Here is a 26623-nt window from a genome sequence, read left to right on the forward strand (position 1 = left end):
TGCGGTCGCCCAGTTCGACGGGACGACGATGGCGGTGTGACGGCTCTGTGACACCGCGACGATGCTTGTGCGACACCGGCACGCACCGGTCCCCCCGGATGCCGGTCCGGGACCGGCCCCCGCCCCGTTTTCGGGCACCGTCTCCGCTCAGCACGGAGCGTCCCCCTCCAGTTGGCTGTATCCGCACCCGGAGGGACGTGCTCTCCATCCGGCCGTGGGCCGCCGCGCGGCGCCCCTGCGGAGCCGACGCGCCGGCAGGGCGCGGTGCGCGCACGGCGACCGAGCCGCCGGTGCGATATTCGATGGGAGGCGGTCACGCCGTCAGGCACAATGCCCGCGATGATCTCCACTGCCGACGAACTGCTCGCCGTTCTCGATCCCCTGCCCCACGCCGCCCGGCTGCGGTACACCGCCGTCACCGCTCACCGGCTCGCCGCCCGAGGCGGACTACGGCCCCTCCTGGCGGCTCTGGACGCGCGCGGCCCGTACGAACGACGCCTCGCCGCGCTGGCGGCCCTGGCCGGCGGGGAGCCGGAGCACCTCGCGGCGCGGCTCGGCGACCCCGACCCGGTGGTGCGCCGGTACGCGATGCGGTGCGCCCGGCGGTTCCCCGTCCCGGACGCCGCCGTCGAGGCCGCGTACGACGACGCGCCCGCCGTGGTCCGCGCCGACCTCGCACGGCTGCTGCGCGACGGGCGGCGGTCCGCGCTCGCCGAGCGGCTCGTCCTCCGGGTGCGCGCGGAGTACGGCGACCGGGACGCGGCCCGTCTGCTGCCGGGCTGTTCCCCGGAATTCACCGCGCGGATCCTGCCCGAACTCGCCCGGGCGCCGGAGTACGAGGACTGGAGCACCCTGGCCGTCCGGCATCCCGGCGCCGTACTCGATCACGCGGTGCGCGCGCTCGGCGGCCTTCCCGCGCGGCTCCGCGACCGCTGGTGGAAGCGGCACGCCGCCGGCATCGCGGCCGCCCTGCCCGCCGCGCCGGAGCGCGTGCTGGACCTGCTGGAGCGTTACGGCCCTGCCGAGCTGCCCGGTCCGGTGAGCGACCGGCTCGGCAGCCTCGTCGCGGTGGACGCCGAGCGCGTGGCGCGCTGGCTCGCCGACCCCGGCCGGACGACCGGGCGATGGGAACGGACACCCGGCCGGGCGGTCATACGGCAGCTGGTGGCGGCGGATCCGCCGTCCCTGCCGAGGCTCGGTGCCCGCTGGTTCCACCGGGGAGCCTTCGAGACCATGCTGCGGTCGGTCCCACCGGCGCGCCGGTCCGTCTTCGTGGACGCCGTCGCCGCCGCCGGTGATCCCCGCCGGCACATCCGCGCGCACGCGCAGGTGCTCGCCCTCCTGCCGCCCACCGAGCGCCACACCCGGGCCCGCGCCGAGGTCGAGGCGTGTCGCGCCGAAGGCGCCTCGTGCTGGGAACTCTGGGACTCGCTCACCCTGCTGCCGCCCGCCGAGGCCCGTCCCGAACTCCTGGCCGCCCTCGGTACGGGTGACGCCGAGGAACGCGGGGCGATCTGGGACGGGCTGACGCTCAACGCCGGCCACACCCGTGACCCGGAGCAGGTCGCGGAGGTCCTCGCACTGGCCGCCGGCCGACTGGCCAACGAGCGTGACCCCGTACGCGCCGACGCGCTGTCCGCCATCGCCGCCCTGCCGGCACCGCTGATCACGGCAGCCCTCGAAGTCGGCGACGCATCGGGCCGCACCGGGGCCCACTCCCTGGAACGGCTGTGCCTGGACGCCCTGCGGGCCCGGGACTGCTCGTCCCGGGCCCGCGACACGATCCGAACCCTGGCGGTGACCCTGCTCTCCACCGCCGCGGAAGGGGCCGCGGCCGGCGGCGGGAACACCACGGCCGAACCCGCGGGCGCGCCCCCGGCCGCCGACGGCGATGCCGCCGCCCTGCGGGCCGCCGTCCGCGTCGTGGAGGCGCTGACCGCGCACACCGGCACAGTGGAACTCGGCCCCCTCACGGACATGCCGGGCGGCGGCGTGCGCGTCGTGCTCGACGCGCTCGGCCCGTGGCTGGACCGGGCCGCCGCCCGCGGGGACGTCACGCCCCTGCTCGCGCTGGTCCGATCGTGCGGACACCGGGCGCACCGCGTCCCGGCGCTCCAGGACCGTCTGGCCCAGGCCCTGCGCGTCTGCCCCGACCAGGACTTCGGGGAGATCGCCGCGGCCTGGCTGGCCGACCCCGCGACCCGCGGCGACCGCGTGGCCGAGCTGCTGACGCGGGAGCCCTCCGCGGCCTTCGTGCCCCAGGTCCTCGCCGTACTCGCAGCGGAACGCACCGACCTGCTGGATCTCGCGCTGCACGAGCGTCCGCCCTCGCACGGAAGGTTCCCGGTGGCCGGCACCTCCCGGCCCCTGCCTGCCTTCCGCTTCGCCGACCGGTGGCTGCCCCGGCAGCAGCGAGCCGCGGTCCGGCTCGCCGCCGCCGTCATCGCCGACCCCGGCAGAGGTCTCGACGAACGCGCCGCGCTGCTGCGCGCGGTGGCGCCGGTGCCGGAGCACGGGCGGGCGACGCTCCGGCGGTACACCGCCTCGACCGACCGGGCCGAGCCCGTACTGACGGCGGCGGCGCTGGACGCGGCCGCTCACACGGACGACCCGGCCTCGGCCCTGGGCGCCCTGCTCGACCACGCCGGCGACGACGGGGCCGTGGCGGCCTGGGCCGCGGCCGGCCGCGCCGCCGCCCATGCCCGGCCCACCCGGGTCGCGGCCCTCCTCCGTGACCTCCTGACCCGGGAGAGCGGGGTGAAGGTCACCGTCCGCAAGGCGGCCGCCCGCCTCGCTGCCACTCGGCTGCCCCCGGCCGCCGCCACCGCGCTCCTGGCCGCCGTGGGCCGCACGCCGGGTATCCACCCCGACGTGCACACCACCCTCGTCGGTCTGGCCGTGACGCTTCTGCCGGCCGAGGAGATGTGGGCGCTCCTGGAGTCCGCGGCCGCCGACGGACCGGAGGCGGCCCGGCGGACGCTCCTGGACGTGAACCCTGCGGACCTCTCCCCGTACCACCGGTCGCGGTACGGCGGGATCATCGCCCGGCTGCCCTTCCTCGCCGAGGAACAGACGGCGCTCCAAGCCCTGTTCGACCTCCGGGACTGGGTGCAGTGCACGCCCGCGGCCGGCGCCGCCCTCGCCGACGTCTACACCGATCTCGCCTCGCCCCTGGGTCCCCGGCGGGCGGGCCACGGGCTGGCGGAGGTGGCCCAGTCGGGGCTGCCCCATCCTCTCGGGGGCATGAAGCCCGGCAGCCTTCTGCACGACGTCGTGGACCGGCTTCTGGCACTCATGGCGGCCGGCGAACCGGAGGGCGGCGGAGGCGAGGGGGACCTGCCGGCCCGCCGTCGCCTGGAAGCCCTCCTCGGCACGTCGATCCACGACCGCCGTCTGTGCGCGGACCTGGCCCGACGGCTGGCGGCCGAACCGGCGGTCACCGCCACCCGCACGAGCCTCCTCGTACGGGCGATCGACCTGGAGGCGCCCGAGCCCGAACTGCGGCTGTCGCTCGACCACGTGGTGGCCGCGATCGAGGGCCGCCCCGTCCTCGCGGTCCGGGTGGCGGAGGAGCTGGAGGAAGCGCACCGGTACGGCGGACCGCTCGGCGACGCCGCCCCCGTCCTCGCCGCGATCCGCGCCCTGGGCGGCGACCACGGCCTCGTGCAGGGACTCCTCGCCACCGGACTCGCCACGGCCCTCGGGTCCCGCCAGAACTGGTCGGACCCCTGCCGCTCGGTCGTCGTCGAACTGCGCCGCCACCCCGAGCGGGAGGTCAGGGAGGCGGCGTACGCCACGAGGCTGGGCGAAGACTGAGCCGAGGGCGGTCGAGGGGAGCCGCGTCGCCCGCGGGCCAGGGGCGTGGACCGGCGCGGTCCGATGCGCCGGGCCGTGCCGGTGGGTACCGGCACGGCCCGGGGCCGGAGGATAGCGCAGAGCCGGCGCCGGCACGCTCGGGCCGTTCGGCGCAGAGCCGGCGCCGGCACGCTCAGGCCGTTCGGCGCAGAGCCAGCGCCAGCACGCTCAGGCCGAACATCATGACGCCCAGCGGGAGATGGAGCGACGACATGTGCGCGATGCCGGTCACGACCTGGATCGAGGCGAGGACCAGGAAGCCGGTCGCGTGCCCGACGGGGCGGGGCGAGCCGCCGCCCGGCTTCCAGGCCAGCACCGCCGCGACCACGTAGAGCATCGACGCCGCGTACATCACGCGGGCTCCGATGCTGTGCAGCGTCTCTCCGTACGGCGAGGACAACAGCAGTCCCGCGGAGATCGCTTGGAGGAAGATGGTCAGGGTCTGCACGGCGATCGCGAGGTGCAGAAACGAGAGCCGGTGCTGTGCCGTTGCCTGGGTCGCCATGTCACGGTCCCCTTGTCCGCCCGGGGGCAGTAGATCGATAAGGTCTCACCAGCCCGACGACGCGGGCCCGCGAAAGGTAAGGCGAGGAGGCGTTCGGGAGCATGGGAGGGTCGGGGACGCGTATCGACGCGATAGCCGGAGAGCGGCGCCGGCTGGTCAACGTCGCCTATCGGCTGCTCGGTTCACTGGCCGAGGCCGAGGACGCCGTCCAGGAGGCCTACGCCCGCTGGTACGCGCTGCCACCAGGCCGGCAGGACGAGATCGTGTCCCCCGGGGCCTGGCTGACCACGGTGACCGGCCGCATCTGCCTGGACGTGCTCGGCTCGGCGCGGGCACGGCGTGAGCGGTATGTCGGCGCGTGGCTGCCCGACCCCCTGCCCGACCACGCGGAGTGGGGCCACGGCGCCGATCTCGCCGACCCCGCCGACCGGATGGTCCTGGACGAGTCGGTGGCCATGGCCTTCCTCGTGGTCCTGGACTCGATGACCCCCGCGGAGCGGGTGGCGTTCGTCCTGCACGACGTCTTCCGCTACTCCTTCGCCGAGATCGCCGGCGTCGTCGGCCGGACCCCCGCGGCGTGCAAGCAGCTCGCCGCGTCCGCGCGGCGGAGGGTGCGTGCGGAGCGGGCCCCGACGCCGGCGGCCGGGCAGGCCGACACGGTGCGGCGCGTCAAGGAGGCGTGGGAGTCCAGGGACATCGCTGCCCTCGTCGACCTTCTCGACCCGGCCGCCGTGATGACCGCCGACGGCGGGGGCCTGGTCGGCACCGTCCCGCACCCGATCGAAGGCGGTGCGCGCATCGCCCGGTACCTGGTCGCCGTCGCCGACAGGGCTCCAGGGCTCGAACTCCTGGTGCGGTCGGTGAACGGTGAGCCCGGGCTGGTCGCGCGTCGTGACGGTGTGGTCGTGACCGTCGCGTCGCTCGACGTCGCCGGCGGCCGGGTCACCCGGATCTGGGCGGTCCGCAATCCCGAGAAGCTCGGCCCGTGGGTACGGGACCGCTGATACGAGGGTGAGGCCCTGGAGGGAATCCTCCAGGGCGTCCGTTCTCAGGCGCCTTCGGTCGGCTCCGGACCGACCTCCCGGTCGGCCGGTCGCCCAGCCGAAGCCGCCCCGCGGCCGGGGGCCGTTCCGGCCAGGCTGGTGCACGGTCGCCGCGCCGGTGCGGCCGCCGGTGGCGTTGCCCCGGGGCCCGTGGCAGCTCGCCGGGGCGGACGGCCCGGCTGTCGGCAAGGTGCTGATCAGAACGGGGGCCGGAGCCCCCTCCCGCATCGGAGGTCCGGTTCGGTACGGATAAGGCCGCATCGTCCGGGCAGACGAGACGTCATGCACGGACAACACGCGCGTCCTACGAGCACTTGGTACCGTCCGGCCCCCACCGCCCCGACCCGGCCTCCCGGCCACGCCAGGACCAGGCACACGCGGCGAGGCTGGATCACCGGCCGCCTGCGCCGGCGCATCCTCGCCTATCGGGCCGTCGAGTTCCTGACCACACACATCCCCGGCACCCCCGGCCCGGGCGAGGAGTGCCTGCTCCTCGTCCACGCCCGACAGGTCGTCGGCCAGGTCCAGTACCGCCTGTGCGCGGACTGCGCCCGAGGAGTCATCACCGGCGTGACCCTCGACGAACGCTTCCTCAGCACGGGTCTGGGCACCCGGGCGCTGTCGCACCTGCGGACCCGGCACCCGGGAGTCGCCTGGCACAGCACGCTGCGCAGGCGAACGACGCGCGACCTCCTGCGCCGGATGCAGATCCTTCCCACCTCCTCCGACGCCCCCTGCCCTCACGCGGACCGGCCCCCGCCCGCGCCACCGCAGGCCGCCACCTGACGACGGCGCGGGCATCGCAGGGCATCTCGGTGCCCCCTGCCCGGCCGTGGCGGCAGGCGCGTCGGAGCGCGTGCGGGGCGCCGTCGGCTGCCGCCGGTTCTCAGCCGGACCGCTTGGCCATGACGACCACGCCCGGTCCGCTGTGCTCATCCGCAGGGAGCCGCAGCTCGGCGACCGGGAGCAGCCCGGCCCGCTCGATGAGGTCCGTCAGCTGCTCCGGCCGCCACTGGTGCGTGGTCCAGCTGACGGGTACCCCTCCGTATGCCTCGGTGCGCACCACGTCCTCGTCCCCGACGTGCGTCGCGGTGATGAAGTGCCCGCCCGGCTTCAGTGCCCGCGCGAACAGGGCGAGAACATGGGGAAGAACGTCCCGGGGGAGGTTGAACAGCGACCACCACCCGAGCACTCCGCCGAGGGAGGCTTCCCCGAGATCGAGGTCCGTGGCGGAGGCGACGGCGAAGCGGCAGTGCGGATGACGGCGGCGCGCGTTCTCGATCATCCGGGGGGAGAGATCCACCCCGGACACGTCGAGACCGCGCTCGGCGAGGTAGGCGGTCACCGTTCCCGGTCCGCAGCCGACGTCGAGGACAGGTCCGAGCCCGCTCACCGTGTCCGCGAAGGCGTCGATCGAGGCCTTGAGCCAGGGGTGGCGACGGATGTCGCCCATTCCCGTCGTGGTCACCAGGCGGGCGTAGGCGTCGGCCACCCGGTCATAGGACGCGCGGACCACGTCGAGGTCGGCCGGGCGGTCGATGGGAGGAGTGCGCATCGGCCAAGGATAGGACCGTGCGGCGCCGTGGAGGGCCGGTACGGTGCGACGTCCCGGAGAACGTCCTCGCCTTCGCCCGCCGCCCGCGGCGACCGCTTCACCCGCGGCGTCAACCTCTCCGACGCCCCGGTCGCGCTTCCGGAGCGCATCCGGGTCCTCGTCTCCTCCCGATCGTCGAGCGGACGGCTGCCGCCGCCCCACAGCGGCGTCCGGCTCCGCACCGCCCGATCCCCGCACCGGCCGGCGGCAGGCCCTTCGCGCACGCAGCCGGCCCGTGGCCGGGGCAACCGCAGCCGGGGGCGGCCCTCGTGACCCTCGGGCCGAAGACCGCCCTCGGCGCAGGTCACCCCCGTTCCCGCTCGAACGTCCGCAGCAGGTCCGCCGCGATGCTCACCGCGATGGTGGCGGGCTCCTTGCCGGCGATCCCGGCGATCCCGACCGGGGTCTTGATCCGGTCGATCGCGCCGGGGTCGTGCCCTCCCTCCGTGGCGAGGCGCTGCCGGAACCGCGCCCATTTGGCGGCCGAGCCGATCAAGCCGATCGACCCCAGTGTGGTGGTGCGAAGGGCGGTGTCGCACAGCGCGGCGTCCTCGGCGTGGTCATGGGTCATGATCAGGACGTGGGTGCCGGACGGCAGCTCCGTGAGGACCTCCTCCGGCAGCAGCGGTGTGTGGTGCACGTGGACCTGCGCCACCGGGTCCGCGAGCACGCCGAGCCGTTCCTCGGTCAGTACGTCGGGGCGGGTGTCGATCAGGTGCAGATCGAGGTCGTGGCGCGCGAGAATGCGTGCCAGCTCCAGGCCGACGTGCCCGACCCCGAAGACCGCCACGGACTGCACCACCGGCAGCGGTTCGAGCAGTACGGTGACCACTCCGCCGCAGCACTGCACGCCGTGCCGACTGGTCACCTTGTCGTTGAGCGCGAACTCCATCAGCTCCGGCTCGGGATCGGGCGTGACGCTCAGCTCGCGGGCCCTGTCGATGGCGACGGCCTCGATGTTGCCGCCGCCGATCGAGCCCCACGTCTCGCTCTGCCCCACGACGAGCTTGGCACCGGCCCGGCGGGGGGCGTGGCCGCGCACGGTCGCGACGGTCACGAGCGTGCCGGGCTCCCGGCGGGCCCGCAACGCCGCGACCGCGGCCACCCACGTCATGTCAGACATCGCTCACGGCGCTCGCGTCGGCCGGGATCCGGCTGCCCCCTTGAGCCGGCCCGTCGCGCCGGGCGGCCTGGCCGCGGGCCGCTTCGATCGCCCAGTACACCGCTTCCGGTGTCGCGGGGGAGGCCAGCTCCACACTGACACCGCAGGGCCCGAACGCCGCGGCGGCCTGTCGCAGCGCCTCCCGCACCGAGAACGCCAGCATCAGCGGCGGTTCCCCCACCGCCTTGGAGCCGTAGACCGCCCCCTCCTCGGTGGCGTTCTCCATCAGCCTGACGTGGAACTCCTCGGGCATCTCCGAGAAGCTCGGCAGCTTGTACGTACTCGCGGCCTGGGTCAGCAGCCGGCCCCGGTTCGGCCCGTCACCGGTGTCCCAGCGCAGATCCTCGAGCGTCAGCCAGCCGGCGCCCTGGACGAAGCCGCCCTCGACCTGACCGATGTCGATCAGGGGGGAGAGGCTGTCGCCGACGTCGTGCACGATGTCCACCCGCCGGATCCGGTACGCGCCGGTGAAGCCGTCCACCTCCACCTCGGTGGCGGCGGCGCCGTAGGAGAAGTACTTGAACGGCGAGCCCCGGAAGGCCTTCGCGTCCCAGTGCAGGCCCTCGGTGCGGTAGAAGCCGGCCGCCGACAGCTGGACCCGCTGGAAGTACGCCGTGCGCACCAGGTCGTCCCAGGCCAGCTCCCGGTCGCCGCCGACGACGCGTGCGACGCCCTCGACGATGCGTACGTCCGAGGCGTTCGCCCCCAACTGGGTCCCGGCCACCTGGAGCAGCCGCTCGCGCAGCTGCTCGCAGGCGTTCTTCACCGCCGCGCCGTTGAGATCCGCCCCGGAACTGGCTGCGGTGGCGGAGGTGTTGGGGACCTTGTCGGTACGCGTCGGGGCCAGCCGCACCATGTGCAGCGGGATGCCCAGCGTCGTCGCGGCCACCTGCAGCATCTTGGTGTGCAGGCCCTGCCCCATCTCGGTGCCACCGTGGTTGATCAGGACCGAACCGTCCTTGTAGATCAGCACCAGCGCGCCGCCCTGGTTGAAGGCGGTGAGGTTGAACGAGATCCCGAACTTGATCCCGGTGACCGCGAGCGCTCGCTTGGTGTGCGGGTGCGCGGCGTTGAAGGCCGCGATCTCGCGCTGACGGTCGACGGCGCCGGCGTCCTCCTGGACCTGTCGCCAGACGGACGAGATCCGCTCGGGGTGGGAGACAGGCTGTCCGTACGGCGTCGACTGCCCCTGCCGGTAGAAGTTGCGCTCACGCAGCTCCATGGGGTCGAGGCCCAGCAGGGGCGCGCACCGGCCCATGATGTCCTCGATGACCAGCATGCCCTGCGGGCCGCCGAAACCACGGAAGGCGGTGTTGGAGACCTTGTTGGTCTTGGCGATGCGGCCGGCGATCCTCGCGTTGGGGATCCAGTAGGTGTTGTCGATGTGGCACAGGGCGCGGGCCACCACCGGCTCGGACAGGTCCAGACTCCAGCCGCCGTCCGCGGTCAAGGTGGCGTCCAGGGCGCGGATGCGGCCGTCGGCGTCGAACCCGATCCTCCACGAGGCGTGGAAGCCGTGGCGCTTGCCGGACATGGTCAGGTCCTGCGTGCGGTTGAGCCGCACCCGGACCGGCCGGCCGGTCAGCCTGGCGCCCAGTGCGGCGACCGCCGCGAAGCCGTGGGGCTGCATCTCCTTGCCGCCGAAGCCGCCACCCATGCGCAGACACTGCACGGTCACCTCGTGGCTGTGCAGCCCCAGTACGTGCGCGACGATCTCCTGCGTCTCCGAGGGATGCTGGGTGCTGCTCTGGACGAACATCTGCCCGTTCTCGTCGACGTGGGCCAGGGCCGCGTGCGTCTCGAGGTAGAGGTGCTCCTGATCGGAGAACTGGAACTCGCCGCTGAAGACGTGCGCGGAGTCCTCGAAGCCCGCGTCGACGTCCCCGGTCACCATCACGGGCCGCGCACCGTGGAAACTGCCGGCCGCGATCGCCTCCCGCAGTGTGATCAGCGAAGGCCGTTCGTCGATCTCCACCTCGACGGCGGCCGCACCCAGCCGGGCCGCCTCCAGGGTCTCGGCGAGGACCCAGGCGACCGCGTGGCCGTGGAACATGACCTCGTCGGGGAAGAGCGGCTCGTCGTGCTTCATGCCGGCGTCGTTGACGCCGGGCACGTCGGCCACGGTCAGCACCCGGACCACACCGGGCACGGCGAGCGCGGGCGCGGTGCGCAGCGCGGTGATCCTGCCGCGCGCCTTCATGACCTGGACCGGGTAGGCGTGCAGCACGTCCTTCGTACGCTGCACCAGGTCGTCGGTGTAGAGCGCGGCGCCGGTGACGTGCAGCGTGGCACTCTCGTGCGGCATCGAGACGCCGACGACGGGCTTTTCGGGGAGCTCGGACAGATGGCTCATGACGAGACCGCCTCGGTGGTGTGCGCGTACAGCTTGAGCAGGCTCTGGCCGAGCATCGCGGAGCGGTAGCCGGCGGTGGCGCGGTGGTCGTTCATCGGGGTGCCCTGGGCCCGCAGCACCCGCGCCGCGGCCTCGACGGTCTCCGTCGCCCACGGCCTGCCCTCCAGGGCCGCCTCGGTGGCGAGGGCGCGGACCGGGGTGGCGGCCACTCCGCCCAGGCCGATGCGCGCCGTGCGGACGATCCCGTCCTCGATGTCGAGGGCGAAGGCGACCGCCACGCTGGAGATGTCGTCGAAGCGCCGCTTGGCGATCTTGTGGAAGGCCGTGACCGGCGACAGCGGCAGGGGGACGCGTACCGCGCGGATCAGCTCGCCGGGACGGCGCACGCTCTGCCGGTAGCCGGTGAAGTAGTCCGCGAGCGAGACCTCTCGCTCACCGTCGGCGTCGGCGAGCACCACCGACGCCTCCAGTGCCAGCAGCACCGGGGGGCTGTCGGCGATGGGGGAGCCGGTACCGAGATTGCCCCCGAGCGTCGCGCTGTTGCGGATGAGCCGCGAGGCGAACTGCGGGAACAGCTCCGCCAGCAGGGGCACGTCGCCGTCGAGGCGGCGCTCGATCTCGGTGAGCGTCAGCGCCGCCCCGATCTCGATGTGGTCCGACGCGGTCCGCAGCTGACGCAGTTCGGGCAGCCGGTCGACGGCCACCACGCAATCGGCGCGCCGGGAACGGATGTTCACCTCCACTCCCCAGTCGGTGCTGCCGGCGACGACCACCGCGTCGGGCCGCTCGCGCAGCAGCCGCACCGCCCCGGCCAGGGTGCTCGGCCGAAGGAAGGCGCTGCCGCCCTGGGCGTACTCGGTGGCGACCGCTTCGGGCGGAGCCTGCCGGCGACGCCGCGCCAGGGGGTCGTCGTCCGTCGGCGTGCCGACCGCGAACGCGGCGTCCCTGATCGGTCGGTAGCCGGTGCAGCGGCACAGGTTTCCGCTCAGCGCGTGCAGGTCGAAACCGTTCGGACCGTGCTCCGGGTCGGCGCCGCCGCCCGGGACCGGTCCCGGCTCCGAGTCCGCGTGTGCGCAACGGCCGGGCCGGTAGTACTCGGCGGCCATGCTGCAGATGAACCCCGGTGTGCAGTACCCGCATTGGGAGCCGCCGCGGACCGCCATCTCCCGCTGCACGGGGTGCAGCGTGGGCGGCATGCCGGCCTCGCCGGCGGTGGCGAGACCTTCGGAGGTGACGACCTCCTGCCCGTCGAGCGCCGCGACCGGTACCAGGCAGGCGTTGACCGCCACCCAGTCGGTGGGCGTGTCGACCCCGGGGCGGGCCACCAGGACCGAACACGCGCCGCATTCACCCTCGGCGCAGCCCTCCTTGGTGCCGGTGAGCCCGTGCTCGCGCAGGAAGTCCAGCACGGTGGTGTGGGGTGAGGCGGGGGAGATGGGTAGTTCTTCTCCGTTGACCGTGAGCCGCGCCGCTGCGCAGGACACGTCCTCGTCTCCGGGCGCGGTCGATGTGACTTTCCTCGTCGCCATTTCAGGAGCTTTCTCTCTTCGGAGGCGCGGCTCGAGAACCCGGAGCGCACGCCACACGGCGGCACGCACGAGGTGCCGAAGGCGGTGACAGGGATGGGGAAGGTGCCGGGGCCGCACGAGGGCACGCCGGAAGGGGGCTGGTCAGCAGCCGTGTGCTACGAGACCCGGAACCCAGGCGGTCTGGTGGGAGAGGCGGCAGGGTACGGAGAGGTTCGACATCCGGATCCGCCTCCTTCCAGCAGCTCGCGAATCGGTGCGCCCGAAGCTACGTCGCCGCGGGTTCATCGGTCAAGCCTGCGCGGACGGATTCCGCGGTCCACCGTGCTCGACGTCCAGCGGCGGTGGGCGGGCCGTCGTTCCGTCACCCGACAGGTCTACCGGGACCTATTGTGTGCGCGTGACGGAGTACAGCGCAGAAATCATCGCGGGCCGGTACCGGCTGGTCGAACGCATCGGCCAGGGCGGTATGGGCCGGGTGTGGCGCGGCGTCGACCAGCAGCTCTTCGGACGCGAGGTCGCCATCAAGGAGATCGTCTTTCCCGTGGGACTGGACGACGACCATCGCGCCACCCTGCTCCGCCGCTTCACCGGCGAGGCCCGCGCGGCGGTCACTCTCAGCCATCCGGGAATCATCACCATCCACGATGTCGTGGAGCACCGGGGCGCACCCGTGATCGTCATGGAGCTGATCCGGGGGGAGTCCCTCGCCGCGGCCGTCCGGCGGCAGGGCCGGCTGCCCGCGCAGCGGGTCGCGGAGATCGGCTCCGCCATGCTCGACGCGCTCGCCGAGGCGCACGCCGCGCGGATCGTCCACCGCGACATCAAGCCGGACAACGTCCTCCTGGCCAAGGACCGTGTCGTCCTCACCGACTTCGGCATCGCCCACCTCGCGGACGCCACGACCAAGCTCAGCCACAGCGGGACCGTCATCGGCACCCCGCAGTACATGCCACCGGAGCAGCTGGAAGGCAAGCGCCCGACCCCCGCCAACGACCTGTGGGCGCTCGGCGCCACCCTCTACCACGCCGTCGAGGGCCGGCCTCCCTTCGACGCCGAGGGGCTCCACGCCCTGGCGGTGGCCGTCTTCACCCGGCCACACCGTCCGCCGGCCCACGCCGGCCCGTTGGGCCCGGTGCTCGACGCGCTCCTCACCAAGGACCCGGCCCACCGGCCCGGAGCGGACGAGGCCGCCGGGCTGCTGGCGTCGGCGCTGCGCTCGCTGCGGTCCAGGGCGGAGGCCGTGCCCGGTCCGCAGCCCGGGGACGGACCCGATCCCGACGCCGAGCCCGTGGGCGCTTCCGGACCCGTACCGGCACCGCCGTCCGTACCGGCGTCATCCGTACCGGACACCGCGACGGAGCACGCCCCCACTCCCGCGGAGCGGGAGGTGCCGCCCCCGTCCTCCCCGCCGCGCCTGCCCACTCCCACGGTCCGGGACTCGGCGAACGGACCCGACGACGGTCCCGGCAGGCCCGTACCGGACCGGCCGACCGCGCCGCCCGTGTCCCCGGCCGAGGCCACGGTGCCGCTCGGAGGAGGTGACCGGGACGGGCGGGCGGGGGAGAAGGCCGGCCGGCGGCGGCTCCACACCCGGCGCTCCGCCGTCCTCTCGGTGGCGGTGTCCACGCTCGCCGCCGCCTCCGTGCTGACCTGGACCCTCAACCGCGACGAGACGCCCGGCGACGGCGACAAGACCGGCGGCGGCTCGACGGCTGCCCCCGTCACCGTGGTGATCGGAGTGGACGCACCCCTGAGCGGCAGCCTGTCCTCCCTGGGCCTCGGCATCAAGCACTCGGCCGACCTGGCGGCGAAGACCGCCAACCGGACCCGGCACGTCCCCGGTGTGAACTTCACGGTCCAGGCACTGGACGACGAGGCCCTTCCCGCCAACGGCACCCTCAACGCATCGAAGTTCGCGGCAGACAAGAAGGTGCTGGGCATCGTCGGACCACTCAACTCCGCCGTCGCCCGCACCATGATGGAACAGCTCGCTCAGGCCAACCTGGTCACCGTGTCACCTGCCAACACCAATCCCGCGCTGACACGGGGCCCCCGCTGGGCCGAGGGCGTCACCTCCCGCCCGCACGAGAACTACTTCCGTACCGTCGCGCCGGAGACCGACCAGGGGCCGTTCGCCGCCCGCCATCTCCACCGGGACGCCAGGAAGACCAAGCTCTACGTCATCGACGACGGCACCGCCTACGGCACCAGCCTCACCTCCGGGTTCACCGCCGAGTTCACCCGACTCGGCGGAACCGTCGTCGGCACGGACCGGGTCGAGGCCGGGGAGAGCGACTTCTCCTCCCTGGCCGGGAAGGTCAGGGCGTCCGGCGCGGAAGCCGTGTACTTCGGTGGCGACTACACCATCGCCGGACCGCTCTCCCTGCAGATCAAGCAGGCGGGCGTGCGCATCCCCCTCATGGGCGCCGACGGCATCTTCGACCAGCAGTACCTCACGGACAATCCGGAGGGCGAGGGCGACCTCGCCACCAACGTCGGTGCGCCCGCCGAGAGCCTGGCGGGAGGAGAGGCGTTCCTCGCCCAGTACCGGGACGCGGGCTACCCCGACGAAGCCGGGCCGTACGGGCCCTACGCGTACGACGCGGCCTGGGCCGTCATCGAGGCGGTGAAAGCCGTGGTGAGGGCCAACGGAGGCAGGCTTCCCCAGGACGCCCGGGCGAAGCTGCCGCAGGCGGTGGCCGATGTGCGGTTCGACGGCGTCACGGGCCGCGTGGCCTTCGACGAGCACGGCGACGCGGTCCACCGCCGGCTGACGGTCTACGCCGTACGGGACGGCAGCTGGTCCACCGTCACCAGCGGCCCCAGCGTGCCCTGACCCGCCTGGACGGACGGAGCGCCCGCACGACGGGACACGCGCGGCCGAGGCGGGGCGCGGCGTCGAACGCGGTCGCCCGCGGCCGGCGCGTCGCGGACGGGGCGAGAGGCCGCAGTCGCCTCCCGCCCCGCTCCGGCCCGCACACACCCTCGCTTCGCCCGTCTCTGCCAAGGCGGGCTCGTCACGCGGGCCGGCCGGCTGCCTTCCGCCCCCGCATGTCAGCGGAGGCAGCCGATGTCCTTCACCTTCAGCGGTTCACGCAGACGTTGCCGAACGCGGGGTTCAGCAGTCCGATGACCGACACCGTGTTGCCACAGGCGTTGACCGGCACGTGCACGGGAACCTGGATCACATTCCCCGAACCCAGGCCCGGGGAGTAGGCCGCCGCGCCCTCGGACCAGCTGTCCGCCGAGGCGGCCGACGCTCCCCCCACCACCGTCGCTCCCGCCGCCACGGCCAGACCGGCACTCATCCACATACGAGACATAACTGACTGCTCCTCGTTCACTCGTTCACCGGCGCATGGAACGCCGCACCGACCTCGTCGAGGTCTGCGCACGTGATTCGGCCGTACCGGTGCCGCGGCTTGGATCAGCGCCCCCGTTCACTCGAAGGAGCGATACCGGGCGGGCCCCCGCGGCGCTTCACCGCGGTCAGGCGACCGAGAGCATCGCCGCGGTGAGTTCCGCCGTGCGCCGGTGCCACGCGCCGGCGGTCCGGAGCATGGCGTGGCCGCCCCGGGGCATCGGTATGCCGACGGCATCGGCGCCGGCGGTCCGGGCCCGGCGTACGAAGTGCCACGACTCGGACGCGGAGGTGATCCGGTCGCTCTCGTCGTGCAGGAGGAAGAGCCTCCGGCCGGCCAGGTGCTCGACCGGCTCACCCGGCGGACACCACGGCGCGAGGGCGACCACTCCGCGCACGAGGGGATCCCGGGCGGCCCGGAGAGCCGCGCGGCCCCCCATGGAGTGGCCGACGAGGATCACCGGCACCGCACCGGCGTGCTCCCGGAGGCGGGTGAGGGCCGCGGTGGCGTCGGCGGCGGCGTCGCACCGCGTGCCGTTCCAGCCCCGGTGGCGGTAGCGCACCTCCGCCACCAGGACGTCACGCCCGCGGGTCGCGCGGACCACGGCGCGGGCGAAGGGCCGCATGCGCAGAGCGGGCAGGTCGAGGAGGGGCGGCGGCTCGAGGCCGTCCGAGCGGCCTCCGTGCAGAAGGAGCACCGCGGCCGTCGGTCTCCCCGGCGACGCCCGGAGCACCAGCGTTCCGCCCTCGCGGGTGGCCGGCTGCTTACCGCGGCCTGTCCCGGCGGTCATCGCGGCGTCTTCCGGGGCGGCCGCGGGAAGAACCCGCTGGTGCGTGCGGCGTACTCGGCGAACCCTGGCCGCCCGGCCATGTGGGCCTCCAAGAGCCTCTTGCCGCTGCCCCAGACGAGCAGGGCGCTCATCACCACCGGCGAGACGAGTGTGAGCGCCGCGGTCTGCCAGGTCGCGCAGGCCGTCAGGTAGAGCCCCCACCAGACGAGGAAGTCGCCGAAGTAGTTGGGATGCCGTGTCCAGCTCCACAGACCGCGGTCCATGATCCGGCCACGGTGCGCCGGGTCGGACGTGAAGCGCGCCAGCTGGTGGTCGCCGACCGCCTCGAACACGAACCCCGTCGCCCACACGAGCAGGCCCAGAGACCCCAGGAGCCCCAGATCCTGCGGCAGGTAGGCCGCTGCCTGGACCGGCAGGGAGACGAGCCAGACGAGGCACCCCTGAAGCAGGTAGACCTTGCGCAGCGCGTAGACGCGAGGGTCGCCGGGGGCCTGGCTGAGCATGCGGGCGTAACGGGGATCCTCGCCGTGGCCCCTTCCGCGACGGGCGATGTGGAAGGCCAGTCGCAGGCCCCACACGCAGGTGGCGAGGGTGACCGCGAGACGGCGGCCGTCATCGCCGTACCCGGCCGAGAGCAGCCAGGTGGTGAGTGCCACCGCGGCGAAGGCCACACCCCAGGCGACGTCGACGATCCGGTGCATGCCCTTGGCCAGAGCGACGGCGAAGGTGCCCAGCATGACGGCGAGCGCGAGGCCGGCCGCGACCGCCAGGTTCAGGCCGAACGCGGCCCACGCGTCCCCGGTCACCGGGTGCCCTCGGCCCTGTGCCACGACGGTGTGGCGGGCATGGCGCTCCCGCCGCCCGGGTCGGGACGTACCGAGAGGATCTGTTCCACGCCCATGCGGTTGTGGGCGAACGCCAGAGCGCTTCCGGCGAGGTAGAGCCGCCAGACCCGTGTCGTGGGCTCACCCACGAGGCCGACGAAGTCGTCCCAGCGCTCCTCGAGCGTGCGGCGCCAAGCCTCGATGGTCCAGGCGTAGTGCTCACGCAGGGACTGCACCGAGCGGACCTCGAGTCCCGCCGACTCCAGGACGGCCACGGTCCCGCCGACCGGCCGCATGTGCATGTCCGGAGCGATGTAGGTCTCGATGAACGCACCGCCGCCGGGGGCGTTCGCGCCACGCGACATCTGCTGGACGAGCAGGCGTCCGCGCGGGCGCAGCAGCCCACCCAACTGCCGGGCGAAGGCGGGGTACTCGGCGTCGCCGACGTGCTCCCCCATCTCGATCGCGCAGACGGCGTCGTACCCGCCGCCCTGGACGTCCCGGTAGTGCGCCAGTTCGACCTCGACGAGATCCGCGACTCCTTCGCGTGCCACGCGGTCGCGCAGGTGGTCCCGCTGGCGTGCCGAGAGGGTGACGGCGGTGACCGCGGCCTTGTAGGCGCGTGCGGCGTGGACCGCCACGGAGCCCCAGCCGCATCCGACGTCCAGCAGACGCGTGCCGGGTCCGAGCCCCAGCTTGCGGCAGATCAGGTCGAGTTTGTCGCGCTGCGCGTCGGCGAGGTCGTAGTCGGGTCCTTGCGGGCGGGTCCAGTACGCGCAGGAGTACGCCATGGATTCGTCCAGGAGCAGCTCGTAGAACGCGTTGGAGAGGTCGTAGTGGTGCGCGATGGCCGCCCGGTCGCGGGCCGTGCTGTGGAGCCGGCCGGCCACCCGCGCGCGAGGTGCGGCGGGCGGGGCCGGACGAGGGCCGAGGGCGCCCAGACGGAGCGCCAGGGTCGCGGCGCGGGCGAGGTCGGCGGGACGGGGCCGGACGGCTCCTCGTTCGCGGACGTACCGCCACACCTGCGAGAGACTCTCACCCAGGTCACCGTCGACATCGATCTCGCCGGCGATGTACGCCTCGGCGAGGCCGAGTTCGCCCGGCTGCCACAGCAGCCGGCGCAGCGCGCGGGGCGTCCGGACGAGGACGGCAGGGGCGTCGGCCGGGCCGGCCTGACTACCGTCCCATGCGCGCAGCCGGACGGGGAGCGGGCCGGCGAAGCAGGGGGCGAGAGCGGCGGCGAGGCGCTGGGCGGCGGAGGTCATCGGGTCACCTGCGGCATGGGGTCGGCGGTCAGCAGGAGCTGGCGGACGTCGAGGTAGCGGGAGCGGAACCCGGCTTCGGAGTAGGCGAGGTAGAGCTCCCACAGGCGGCGGAAGGTGCGGTCGAAACCGAGGGCGTGGACCTCGTCGGCCCGTCGGCCGAACTCCTCCCGCCACAGTCGGAGCGTCTCCGCGTAGTGGTCGCCGTATCCGATGTCCGAGACGGTGCTCAGACCTGCGGCGGCGCTCTCCTCGGCGATCGCCTCGCGGGAGGGGATGAGACCGCCGGGGAAGACGTACTTGCTGATCCACGTGTGGGTACGGGCGGTGTGCAGCATCCGCTGGTGGGGCATGGTGATCGCCTGCAGCGCCACGCGACCGCCGGGAGCGAGGAGCCGGCGCAGGGCACGGAAGTAGGCGGGCCAGTACTCCGCGCCGACGGCCTCGATCATCTCGACACTGACGACGGCGTCGAAGGAGCCCTCGACGTGCCGGTAGTCGCGCAGGTCGACCGTGACCCGGTCGGACAGGCCGGCCGCTTCGATCCGTTCGCGGGCCAGGTCCCGTTGTTCCGTGGAGAGGGTCACCGTGAGTACGTGCGCGCCGCGGGAGGCCGCCCGGATCGCCAGCTCGCCCCAGCCGGTGCCGACTTCCAGCAGGCGGGTGCCGGGCCCGATCTCCGCGAGGTCCAGGAGGCGGTCGATCTTCCGGTGCTGGGCTGCGGTGAACGTCGCGGGCGACGCGGGGAAGGCGGCGAAGACGGCTGAGGAGTACGTCATGCTCGCGTCGAGGAAGAGGGCGAACAGCTCGTTGGACAGATCGTAGTGCCGGTGGACGTTGTCCCGGGCCCCTTCGGGGGTGTTGCGGTGGTGCTCGGGACGTCGGCGCACCCACGTGTTGCGCAGTCGGCGCAGTGGGGCCGGGACGAGGTCGTCCACGTGCGCGGCGAGGACGGTCAGGACGCCGGCCAGGTCGTCGCTGTCCCATTCGCCCGCCATGTAGGACTCGCCGAAGCCGATCAGGCCGTCGGCTCCGACCCGTCGGTGGAAAGCGTCCGGGTCGTGGAGGGTCAACACGGGTGCTCCACCGTCCTGGCGCGGGATCGCGGTCACGTGACGCCCCGCGGCGGCGTGCCGTATCCGCAGCGGGAGCCGGGTGAAGGCGCGCTCGACGAGTCGCCGGGCCACGGCGGTGCGCAGGGCGGAGGCACGAGGCAGCCGGGCGACGTCCGGCCAGCGTTCCGGGTCCACCCCCGCCGCGGGTGAGGTGCGGGCTCCGCCGACGGGCACGACGCCGCTCTTGTCGGTGGTGGGGTACGAGACGGTCACAGCATGCCTTCTTGGGGGAGGTGGTCGGGACGGGGACGGACGGGGAGCCGGCGCAGGTAGAGGCGGATGCCGTGCATCCGTATGCCGGCGGAGACCTTGGCCGCGGACCACGGGCGGCGCAGCGCGAGGGCGAGGAGAGTGCGCGGCCCGGCCGGCCGGCGGCATCCCCGCACGGTGGCGGTGAACGGGTGCGTACCGTCGCCGTGCCGGAGCTGCACACTCAGGTCGAGCGTGTCTCCGGGCAGCGGCAGCCGCATGCGATAGGAGCCCTCGACGCCGAAGAACGGCGAGACGTAGAAGTCCTTGGGAACCGAGGCCCGCCCCCGTGCGTCGGGGCGCAGGAGGTAGCAGTGCCGCTGGCCGTAGGTGTTGTGCACCTCTGCGACGACGCAGACCAGTGCGCCGAGGCGGTCGTGACACCAGTAGAGGCTGAGAGGGTTGAAGACGTGCCCCAGGACGCGGGGGTGAGCCAGCATCAGCACCTGCCCGTCCGCGTTGCGCACCCCGTTCGCGTGCAGATACGCATCGAGCGCGGCGCGCAGTGTCGGGGCCCGGCCGCCGAAGTGGTCGCGGACGTCGAAATGAGCCAGCCGACGCAGTCCTCGCGGCAGCCGGGGCGGGCCGTCGATGTCGACCAGCCAGAAGTGGGTGCGTTGCCGGAAGACATGGCGGACGGGGGCGGTCCGGGCGTGGCCCACCGTGCACGCGTACAGCGCCGGGACACGGCGCCGGGACGCATCGGCAGAGGCTGGCCTCACCAGCGCACCCCCAGGGCCGCGGCGGCGGCGACACCGGAGCGGCAACCGTCCTCGTGGAACCCCCAGCCGTGGTAGGCACCGGCGAACGCGGTGAGAGACGTGTTCAGCAGCGGCAACTCCCGCTGCGCGGCGACCGACCGGGGCGTGTAGACGGGGTGCTCGTACTCCATACGGGCCAGCACGGCCCCCGGGTCGACGCGTCCGCCGGCGTTGAGAGTGACGATGTGGGGATCAGCCGTCGCCAGCCGCTGCAGCCGGTTCATGTCGTAGCTGACCTGCACTGCGTCGGGCCGCGCGGTGCAGGAGGGGAGCCAGTAGTTCCAGGAGGCACGCGCGTGTGACGACCGGGGCAGGAGCGACGTGTCCCGGTGCAGCACCGTGGGGTTGCGCGCATAGCCGAACGCCCCGAGGACCCGTCGCTCCTGGTCCGTAGGGTCTCCCAGAATCCGGAGCGCCTGATCGGGGTGGACGGCGAGAACGACGGCGGCGTACGAGGCCGTGTCGCCGTCCGCGGTGGTCACGCGCGCGTGTTCGGCGAAACGCTCGACGACACGGACGGCGGTCGCGGTGCGGACGGCGGGGAGCTGCTTGGCAGCCCGCGCCACGTATGTGCCCGATCCGCCGGTCACGGTCCGCCATCGCGGCGAACCGGTGACCGACAGCAGCCCGTGATGGTCCAGGAAGCGGAACAGGTAGCGAGCGGGGTACAGCAGCGCCGTGTCCGGGGCGCAGGACCAGACGGCCGAGACCAGGGGGATGACGAAGTGACCGACGAAGTGGGCGGAGAAACCCTGCCGCCGCAGGAACCCGCCCAAGGTCGGGGCGTCGTCGCCGGACTTCAGCAGCCGCCGCGCCGCGCGGTGAAACCGGGGCACGTCGGCGAGCATCCGCAGGTGGCGGCCGCGCAGAACGTTGCCTCCCCCCAGCAGCCCGGCCGGCCCCCGGGCCCCGGCGTACTCCAGGCCGCACCCGTCACAGCGCACCGACATGCTCATCTCGGAGTCCTGGGTGGCGACGCCCAGTTCGCCGAGGAGCCTGAGGAACAGCGGATAGGTTCGGTCGTTGTGGACGATGAAGCCGCTGTCCACGCGGACGGTCCCGCCGCCGCGGGCCGGCAGCTCGTGGGTGTGGGCATGACCGCCCAGACGGTCATCCGCCTCGTACAGCACCACGTCGTACGCGCGCTGCAGGACATAGGCGGCCGTCAGCCCCGCCACGCCTCCGCCCACCACAGCGACTCTTTGCCGTGCCAAACCGCTCAGCCCCTCCCCATCAGCCGCGCACCGCCCGTGCGCGCGGTGCGTCGCCCCTACTTCGGAGCCGGGAGGCCGGCGGATGGGAACGACGTGGGGCCGGTGGAGGGGAGCGACGGGGGGCCGACGGCCGGCGGACACCTGTCCGACGGCCGACCGCCATGAGGGCGCGGGCCCGGCGGGGACCGGTGCGCTTCCACGCCACGAGCCGGAGGGTCAATCCGGTCCCGGCGCTCCGTGCCCGCGTGGCGAACCCCTCCGGGTCCGACCGCTCACGTGAGGGGCCGCCGTCGGCACACGGGCCGGGTGACGCGGCGGCCGTCCGGCCGGACCGCGCGCCCGCGGGCCCCCTCCTCCCGTCTGCCGGACGCCTCACCAGAAGGGCGCCCAGCGTCTCTGGCCGCCTCTACCGGGCTGAGGGCAGCCACGGCCCGAGCACGCCCTTCATCGCATCGGTCATCGCGAGTTGCAGCAGCGGGCCGTAGGTGACCCGGCCGACGCCGAGGCGGCGGAAACGCTCGAGATCGTGCTTGACGGGATGGGCCGTGGAATTCACGGGGATGGAGACGGCGCCGGTCACCGCCGTGAGCAGATCGTCGTCGTCCTGGATGCGGACGGGATAGACACTGTCCGCGCCGGCCTGCTCCATGGCCCGCAGTCGCTCGACGGCCTCGTCCAGGACAGCGGAGGGGTCCTCGGCGTGCAGGAAGAGGTCGGTCCGCCCGTTGACCCAGAGCGGGATCCCCGCGTCGTCGGCCGCCGCGCGCAGGCCGGCGATGTAGCTCGCGTGCTCCTTCGTATCGCGCACGCGCCCGCCGTCCGAGTGGACGGTGTCCTCGATGTTGAGTCCGACGCCGCCGGCCTCGGTGAGTCCGGCCACGAGATCCGCGGGCTCCCGACCGTACCCGGCCTCCAGGTCCACGGACACGGGGACGTCGACCGCCGCGGTGATCGGCCTGACGGCGGCGAGTACCTCCTCGAAGGTCTGCCCCTCCTGGTCGTCTGCGCCCCGGGAGGCGGCGAGCGGATGACTGCCGACCGTCAGTGCGGGGAACCCGGCGTCGGCGGCCGTCCGAGCGGACCAGACGTCCCACACGGTCGGCAGGACGAGCGGCTTGTACTCGGCGTGCAGCTGCTTGAGGCGTCGAGCGCGCTCGACGGTGGTGCGAAAGTCCATGCGAGGACGTTACCCCCGGATCGCCACCGGCAACGGACCGGCGGGGCGCCGCCCGTTGAAGGACGGCTGCGCGCGGCCGCGCGGGCCGCGAGGATCCCGTACACCGAGGCTGTCGACGAGGTGCCCGGCTGGTGCACAGGTGCCTCGTGTCCGGAGGGGCCGCCACCCCGAGGGGCCGACGCCGCCGTGCCCACGAGACCGTGGCCACGGGTGGGAACGTACCCATAGAGTTGCGACCGAGATCTACGTCGTGTTCCGAACAGGAGTCGTCATGAGCGAGCGGTCCATCCGCTGGGGAGTTCTGGCCACCGGCGGCATGGCAGCCGCCTTCACCGAGGACCTGCTGCGTGAGCCGGGCGCCCAGGTGGTCGCCGTCGGGTCGCGTTCGGAGGCGGGCGCGCAGCGGTTCGCGCAGCGGTTCGGCATACCCCGGGCGTACGGAAGGTGGCAGGACCTGGCGGCCGACCCGGAGGTCGACGTGGTCTACGTCGCGACGCCCCACGCGCACCACGTGACGGCCGCGACGGCCTGTCTGGAGGCGGGCAAGCCGGTGCTGTGCGAGAAGCCGTTCGCGCTGAGCGGCCGGCAGGCCCGCCTCGTCACCGAACTCGCCGCCAAGCGGGAGCTGTTCCTGATGGAGGCGATGTGGACGTACGTGAACCCGCTGGTGCGCCGGGTAGCGGAACTGACCTCCGACGGCGCCATCGGAGAGGTACGAGCGGTGCACGCCCACTTCGGCGCGCGGGTGTCGGTTCCGCCGGAGCACCGGCTCTGGGACCCCGCCGCCGGTGGGGGCGCACTGCTGGATCTGGGCACCTATCCCGTGTCGTTCGCGCACCTGCTCCTGGGTGCCCCGGAGTCGGTCACGGCCCATGCACGGCTTTCGCCGCAGGGCGTCGACGAGCAGACCGGCATCCTGCTCGGATACGCCGGCGGGGCCATGGCCGTGCTGACGTGTTCCCTGCTCGCCGACGACGAGCGCAGGGCGGTGGTGTACGGCACGCGCGGACGCGTCGAGATCCCGGCCGACTTCTACAACCCGCCCGCCTTCGTGCTGCACCGCGACGGACACGAGCCGCGGACGTACGCCGCGACGCCGCAGGAGGGCAACGGATACGGCCACCAGGCACGGGAGGTGATGCGGTGCCTGGGATCGGGACTGACCGAGTCTCCGCTGGTGCCGTCGGCCGGCACCCTCGCGGTCATGGACACCCTGGACGCGGTGCGCGCTCGGATCGGCGTGCGCTACCCGGGGGAGTGAGGGGCGGGACAGGCGAGCCTGCCCCGCGCCCCCGGATGAGGGGGCGGGGGGCAGGCTCGTGGGGTGCGGCACCGCGCGGAGAGGGGAGCGGGCGCCCCGCCGGGCCCGGTCAGGCGCCGGGCAGGACGCCGGTACGGGCCACCTGGGAGTACCAGCGGGCGCTGGCCTTGGGGATGCGGGTGCCGGTCGGATAGTCGACGAAGACCGCGCCGAAACGCTTGCTGTATCCGTGCGCCCACTCGAAGTTGTCCAGGAGCGACCAGAGGAAGTAGCCCCGCACGTCCGCGCCGTCCGCGATGGCCTGGTGGACGGCGGCCAGGTGCCCGTGCAGATAGGCGATGCGGGCGGGGTCGTTGACCTGGCCGGAGGGGTCGGCGTAGTCGTCGAAGGCGGCGCCGTTCTCGGTGATGACGAGCGGCACGCCCGGGAAGTCGGCGTCCAGTCGGCGCAGGAGGTCGTACAGGCCGCTGGGGTCGACGGCCCAGCCCATGGCGGTCGTGTCGCCGGGGGGCTGGTGGAAGGCGACCTGATCGGCGCCGGGCCACGGGCTGTGGGTGCTCCTGCCGTGTCCGTCCGACGTGTGGGTGCCGCTGCCGTCGGCCCGGGAGACGAGAGTGGGGGTGTAGTAGTTGACCCCGAGGAAGTCCAGGGGCTGGTGGATCTGCCGGAGGTCGGTGTCGCGGACGAAGGACCAGTCGGTCAGCGCCGCGGTGTCCTTGAGGAGGTCCTCGGGGTAGGCGCCCCGCAGCATCGGTCCGGTGAAGACCCGGTTCGCCAGTGCGTCGATACGACGGACCGCGTCGGCGTCGGCGTCGTCGCCGGAAAGCGGGCGGACGTGGTGGATGTTGAGCGTGACCGAGCACGCGGTGCCGGCCGGGGTCCGGTCCCGGACCGCCTGGACGGCCAGGCCGTGGGCCAGGTTGAGGTGATGGGCGGCGCGCAGTGCGGCGACCGGGTCGGTCCTGCCGGGGGCGTGCACCCCGGAACCGTAGCCGAGGAAGGCGCTGCACCAGGGTTCGTTGAGGGTGGTCCAGGTGCTCACCCGGTCCCCCAGCGCGTCGGCGGCCAGGGCGGCGTAGTCGGCGAACCGCTCGGCGGTGGCGCGTTCCGGCCAGCCGCCGGCGTCCTCCAACTCCTGTGGCAGATCCCAGTGGTAGAGGGTGGCGACCGGCCGGATGCCCTTGCTCAGGAGTTCGTCCACGAGACGCCGGTAGAAGTCGAGGCCCTTCTGCACGGCCGGGCCGCGCCCGGTGGGCTGGATCCGCGGCCAGGCGAGGGAGAAGCGGTAGGCCCCGATGCCGAGGTCGGCCATCAGAGCGACGTCCTCGCGCCAGCGGTGGTAGTGATCGGTGGCCGTGTCACCGGTGTCGCCGTTGCGGACACGACCCGGCGTGCGGGCGTAGGTGTCCCAGATGGACGGCGTGCGACCGTCCTCCGCGGCCGCCCCCTCGATCTGGTACGAGGCGGTCGCGGAGCCCCAGAGGAAGCCGTCGGGGAAGGCGCGGGAGGGCTCAGGGGTGGAAACGGTCGGCTGGTGGGCTGCGGTGACCACGAAAGTCCTTTCACGGTGAGGTGTTCGGGGTGAGGGGCGGCCGGCCGTCGGCGAGCGAGGGCCGGCCGGTCGATGAGGCGGGTCAGCCCTTGACGGCGCCGGCCATGATGCCGCTGACGATCTGCCGTCCGAAGACGATGAACATCGCCAGCAGCGGCAGCGTGCCGAGCAGAGCGCCCGCCATGATCAGGGACTGGTCGCGGACGTATCCGGCGCTGAGCTGGGTGAGGGCGACAGGGACGGTCGGATTGGTCATGTCGAGCACCACGAAAGGCCAGAAGAAGTCGTTCCAGGCGTGCACGAACGTGATCATGAAGAGGACCGCCATCGCGGGCCGCGCCACCGGCAGCACGATGCTCCAGAAGATGCGCAGGGAGTGCGCGCCGTCCACGCGGGCGGCCTCGACCAGTTCGTCCGGCAGCGCTTCCGTCAGGTACTGCCGCATGAAGAAGACGCCGACCGCGCTCACCAGGGTCGGGAAGATGACGGCGGGTAGTTCCTGCGACCAGCCGAGTTCGGACATCATCATGAAGAGCGGGACGACACCGAGCTGGGGCGGCACCATCATCGTGCCGATCACGAGCATGAGCAGGATGTTGCGGCCCTTGAAGCGCAGCTTGGCGAAGGCGAACCCGGCCAGCGTCGCGAACATGACCGTGGACAGGGCGATGACACCGGCCACGATCAGACTGTTGACCATGGCCTTCCCCATCGCCGCCTCGTCCCAGGCACGGGCGAGGTTGCCGAAGAGGTTCGGGCCGGGCAGGAGTGGTGGCGGCGTCTGGCTGACACGGGTGTTGTCGGTCGAGGCGGCCACCAACGTCCAGTACAGCGGAAAGATCGACACGACGGCCGTGATCGAGAGCAGGACGTAGGCGAGGGGGCCCGCGTGGTGCTGCCGGCCGGCCCGCTGGCCGAGCATCCGGCGGCGCGCGCGGCCGGCGGGCTTCTTCGGGGTGGTCCGGGCCGGGGTGTCCGTCCGGACCGGGAGGCTCTGTGTGGTCATGGGGACTCC

20 protein-coding genes are annotated in these 26623 nt (G+C 73.4%); 5 read left to right on the top strand and 15 right to left on the bottom strand.

Features of this window, described 5'->3' with window-relative positions; translation table 11 throughout:
- Window positions 1–339: 339 nt before the first annotated feature.
- A complete protein-coding gene (locus AB0K65_RS16605; protein ID WP_365716987.1) occupies window positions 340–3816 on the top strand; it encodes a hypothetical protein in 3477 nt (1158 codons plus the stop codon).
- Window positions 3817–3988: 172 nt separating this feature from the next.
- Here AB0K65_RS16605 and AB0K65_RS16610 read toward each other — a convergent pair whose 3' ends face one another.
- On the bottom strand, window positions 3989–4360 hold the full coding sequence (locus tag AB0K65_RS16610) for a hypothetical protein (RefSeq protein ID WP_365716989.1): 372 nt from the start codon (window positions 4358–4360) through the stop codon (window positions 3989–3991).
- 101 nt (window positions 4361–4461) lie between these two features.
- Here AB0K65_RS16610 and sigJ point away from each other — a divergent pair, with 101 nt between their 5' ends.
- Window positions 4462–5364: an RNA polymerase sigma factor SigJ gene (gene sigJ / locus AB0K65_RS16615; protein ID WP_365716991.1), complete on the top strand. Its 903-nt coding sequence runs from the start codon at window positions 4462–4464 to the stop codon at window positions 5362–5364.
- A 321-nt stretch (window positions 5365–5685) separates the two neighbouring features.
- Window positions 5686–6189 (top strand): hypothetical protein, encoded by a 504-nt coding sequence (locus tag AB0K65_RS16620; RefSeq protein WP_365716993.1) that lies wholly within the window; start codon window positions 5686–5688, stop codon window positions 6187–6189.
- Between the two features lie 100 nt (window positions 6190–6289).
- Here AB0K65_RS16620 and AB0K65_RS16625 read toward each other — a convergent pair whose 3' ends face one another.
- From AB0K65_RS16625 to AB0K65_RS16640, 4 genes are all read right to left on the bottom strand, one after another.
- Window positions 6290–6958 (bottom strand): class I SAM-dependent methyltransferase, encoded by a 669-nt coding sequence (locus AB0K65_RS16625; RefSeq protein WP_365716995.1) that lies wholly within the window; start codon window positions 6956–6958, stop codon window positions 6290–6292.
- A gap of 343 nt (window positions 6959–7301) precedes the next feature.
- On the bottom strand, window positions 7302–8111 hold the full coding sequence (gene xdhC, locus AB0K65_RS16630; RefSeq protein ID WP_365717158.1) for a xanthine dehydrogenase accessory protein XdhC: 810 nt from the start codon (window positions 8109–8111) through the stop codon (window positions 7302–7304).
- 1 nt (window position 8112) lies between these two features.
- Window positions 8113–10512: a xanthine dehydrogenase molybdopterin binding subunit gene (gene xdhB / locus AB0K65_RS16635; RefSeq protein WP_365716997.1), complete on the bottom strand. Its 2400-nt coding sequence runs from the start codon at window positions 10510–10512 to the stop codon at window positions 8113–8115.
- Entirely contained in the window at window positions 10509–12041 is a 1533-nt protein-coding gene (locus tag AB0K65_RS16640; RefSeq protein WP_365716999.1) for an FAD binding domain-containing protein, read from the bottom strand. The genes xdhB and AB0K65_RS16640 overlap by 4 nt, the downstream gene beginning before the upstream one ends.
- Window positions 12042–12438: 397 nt before the next feature.
- Here AB0K65_RS16640 and AB0K65_RS16645 point away from each other — a divergent pair, with 397 nt between their 5' ends.
- A complete protein-coding gene (locus AB0K65_RS16645) occupies window positions 12439–14877 on the top strand; it encodes a bifunctional serine/threonine-protein kinase/ABC transporter substrate-binding protein (protein ID WP_365717001.1) in 2439 nt (812 codons plus the stop codon).
- A 247-nt stretch (window positions 14878–15124) separates the two neighbouring features.
- Here AB0K65_RS16645 and AB0K65_RS16650 read toward each other — a convergent pair whose 3' ends face one another.
- From AB0K65_RS16650 to AB0K65_RS16685, 8 genes are all read right to left on the bottom strand, one after another.
- Complete coding sequence (locus AB0K65_RS16650) at window positions 15125–15349, bottom strand: chaplin (protein ID WP_365717003.1); 225 nt, start codon at window positions 15347–15349, stop codon at window positions 15125–15127.
- A gap of 181 nt (window positions 15350–15530) precedes the next feature.
- A complete protein-coding gene (locus AB0K65_RS16655; RefSeq protein WP_365717005.1) occupies window positions 15531–16193 on the bottom strand; it encodes an alpha/beta hydrolase in 663 nt (220 codons plus the stop codon).
- Entirely contained in the window at window positions 16190–16999 is an 810-nt protein-coding gene (locus tag AB0K65_RS16660) for a DUF1295 domain-containing protein (RefSeq protein ID WP_365717007.1), read from the bottom strand. The genes AB0K65_RS16655 and AB0K65_RS16660 overlap by 4 nt, the downstream gene beginning before the upstream one ends.
- Window positions 16996–18282, bottom strand: a complete 1287-nt coding sequence (locus tag AB0K65_RS16665) for a cyclopropane-fatty-acyl-phospholipid synthase family protein (RefSeq protein ID WP_365717008.1) — start codon at window positions 18280–18282, stop codon at window positions 16996–16998. Before AB0K65_RS16665 ends, AB0K65_RS16660 begins: the two co-directional genes overlap by 4 nt.
- On the bottom strand, window positions 18279–19568 hold the full coding sequence (locus AB0K65_RS16670) for a cyclopropane-fatty-acyl-phospholipid synthase family protein (protein ID WP_365717160.1): 1290 nt from the start codon (window positions 19566–19568) through the stop codon (window positions 18279–18281). Before AB0K65_RS16670 ends, AB0K65_RS16665 begins: the two co-directional genes overlap by 4 nt.
- Window positions 19569–19603: 35 nt before the next feature.
- The gene (locus tag AB0K65_RS16675) at window positions 19604–20305 is read right to left on the bottom strand and encodes a DUF1365 domain-containing protein (RefSeq protein ID WP_365717010.1); all 702 of its coding nucleotides are present in this window, start codon (window positions 20303–20305) and stop codon (window positions 19604–19606) included.
- Between the two features lie 56 nt (window positions 20306–20361).
- Window positions 20362–21627, bottom strand: coding sequence for an FAD-dependent oxidoreductase (locus AB0K65_RS16680; RefSeq protein ID WP_365717162.1), 1266 nt, complete (start codon window positions 21625–21627; stop codon window positions 20362–20364).
- 397 nt (window positions 21628–22024) lie between these two features.
- A complete protein-coding gene (locus AB0K65_RS16685) occupies window positions 22025–22795 on the bottom strand; it encodes an isocitrate lyase/phosphoenolpyruvate mutase family protein (protein ID WP_365717012.1) in 771 nt (256 codons plus the stop codon).
- A 271-nt stretch (window positions 22796–23066) separates the two neighbouring features.
- Between AB0K65_RS16685 and AB0K65_RS16690 the strand changes: the two genes are divergently transcribed.
- Window positions 23067–24056, top strand: a complete 990-nt coding sequence (locus AB0K65_RS16690) for a Gfo/Idh/MocA family oxidoreductase (protein ID WP_365717014.1) — start codon at window positions 23067–23069, stop codon at window positions 24054–24056.
- A 109-nt stretch (window positions 24057–24165) separates the two neighbouring features.
- On the opposite strand, the gene AB0K65_RS16695 is transcribed toward AB0K65_RS16690, so the two are convergent.
- Together AB0K65_RS16695 and AB0K65_RS16700 are read right to left on the bottom strand one after the other, a co-directional pair.
- The gene (locus tag AB0K65_RS16695; RefSeq protein WP_365717016.1) at window positions 24166–25608 is read right to left on the bottom strand and encodes a GH1 family beta-glucosidase; all 1443 of its coding nucleotides are present in this window, start codon (window positions 25606–25608) and stop codon (window positions 24166–24168) included.
- An 82-nt stretch (window positions 25609–25690) separates the two neighbouring features.
- On the bottom strand, window positions 25691–26614 hold the full coding sequence (locus AB0K65_RS16700; protein WP_365717018.1) for a carbohydrate ABC transporter permease: 924 nt from the start codon (window positions 26612–26614) through the stop codon (window positions 25691–25693).
- Window positions 26615–26623: the final 9 nt, after the last annotated feature.

This window comes from Streptomyces sp. NPDC053755 (assembly GCF_040677675.1).
Taxonomy (GTDB): domain Bacteria; phylum Actinomycetota; class Actinomycetes; order Streptomycetales; family Streptomycetaceae; genus Streptomyces.